Raw genomic sequence first — 1,486 nt, forward strand, 5'->3', positions numbered from 1 at the left:
AGTGGAGATCAGGTCGACGAGGTTTTAGGATTTAGAATCCGGAATAAAAACGGGCCAGCTCCACTATCCTTATCTGAATCAGGTTCAGTATGTGGGATCTTCGAGATCGAGTATGAGAAAAGGGAATCGATGAGGATACGTGGTCACTTCTGCTTAAAACAAAGGAGGAGAACCAAATGAAAAGTGTCATCGCATTTGATGTCAGTATGGGACACAGCTACATGGTCGTCTATGATGCTTGGCAGCACTGTATATTTGAAGGGGATATCACGCATACCAGATCGGCTTTTGATAATGTCCGGATCCAGATTGAGACGCAACGGAAACAGGATGGCGTCCTGCCTGATATTGTATTTGAAGCCACAGGGGTCTACTCAAAGGCATTGGAACGCTTCATGCAGGCATGCGGGTTCGAGTATGCGCTGCTCAATCCACTGGCGGCCAAGATGCAGAGCCTGTCCATGCGGATGCACAAGACGGACCGGAGTGATGCCCATAAACTCGCCCAGGCCTGTTTTACCCATCCGCCCCGCAACAAGCAGGTTCAAGAAGGGTATTACGAAGAAATGCGCAGCCTCTCCCGCCACTACGCTGAATTGGAGCAGGAGATTGTCCGACTGAGAACCCGGATGCATGCCCTGGTTCAGATGACCTTCCCGGAACTGGAGCAGCTCTTTACCCGAACTTCCGACCTGTATCTTTCCATCCTCCAACTGTTTCCGCATCCGGATCGGGTGATTGTGCTGTCCAGAACGAAAGTGAAGAATATGATCCTCGGCAGCACCGGGAAGCGCCAGTCCCGAAAACGCGCAGAAGAGAAAGCCGATCAGCTGATGTCGGCGGCCGCAGATGCCTATCCGGCACTGTCTACAGATGACGTCCGAATTGAACAGCTCAGAAACTATGCTGCACGCTGTCAGACCCTGCTGGAGCTGAAGCACCGGCTCATCCAGCAAATGGTCGCCATGTCTCAGGAACAGGCGGAATACCATATCCTGAAGAGCTTTCCAGGGATTGCAGACATTACAGCGGTCCGTATCATCGCTGAAGCCGGAGACATCCGCCGGTTCGACACGGCCAATCAGCTGAATGCCTATACCGGCATCGACATCCGCCGCCATCAATCCGGCATCCTTCTGTACAAGGATAAGATCAATCGGCGCGGCAATAAGCATCTAAGGAAAATCCTGTACTACATGATCGAGAATATGATCCGGAACCAGAGGCACGCGGATAACCATCTGGTGGACTACTATCGGAAACTAAAAAAGCAACCCCATGGTAAACACCATAAGGTTGCCTGCATCGCCTGTGTGAACAAGTTTTTGAAGTGCCTCTTCCATCTTGTCACCGTTGGACAGCGATATGATTACGCTGTGGCCACCCACCACTGCGTCAATTCGTAACTCAAGTATACCACAGCCCCTGCTCCGAAAAAACTGAAAAAGCAGGGCCTATTTGGCATGCCGACATCCCTATCCAGCGG

The 1,486-nt window shown here is 51.5% G+C and carries 2 protein-coding genes; both read left to right on the plus strand.

Annotated elements, in window-relative coordinates; translation table 11 throughout:
• Positions 1-180 (plus strand): hypothetical protein (locus ACFFLE_RS11155; protein ID WP_380572274.1); only part of this gene is annotated, 180 nt, incomplete at its 5' end.
• Entirely contained in the window at positions 177-1,406 is a 1,230-nt protein-coding gene (locus ACFFLE_RS11160; RefSeq protein ID WP_380572277.1) for an IS110 family RNA-guided transposase, read from the plus strand. The genes ACFFLE_RS11155 and ACFFLE_RS11160, both read left to right, overlap by 4 nt.
• Positions 1,407-1,486: the final 80 nt, after the last annotated feature.

The sequence above is a fragment of the Salinicoccus siamensis genome (assembly GCF_042429615.1).
Lineage (GTDB): Bacteria > Bacillota > Bacilli > Staphylococcales > Salinicoccaceae > Salinicoccus > Salinicoccus siamensis.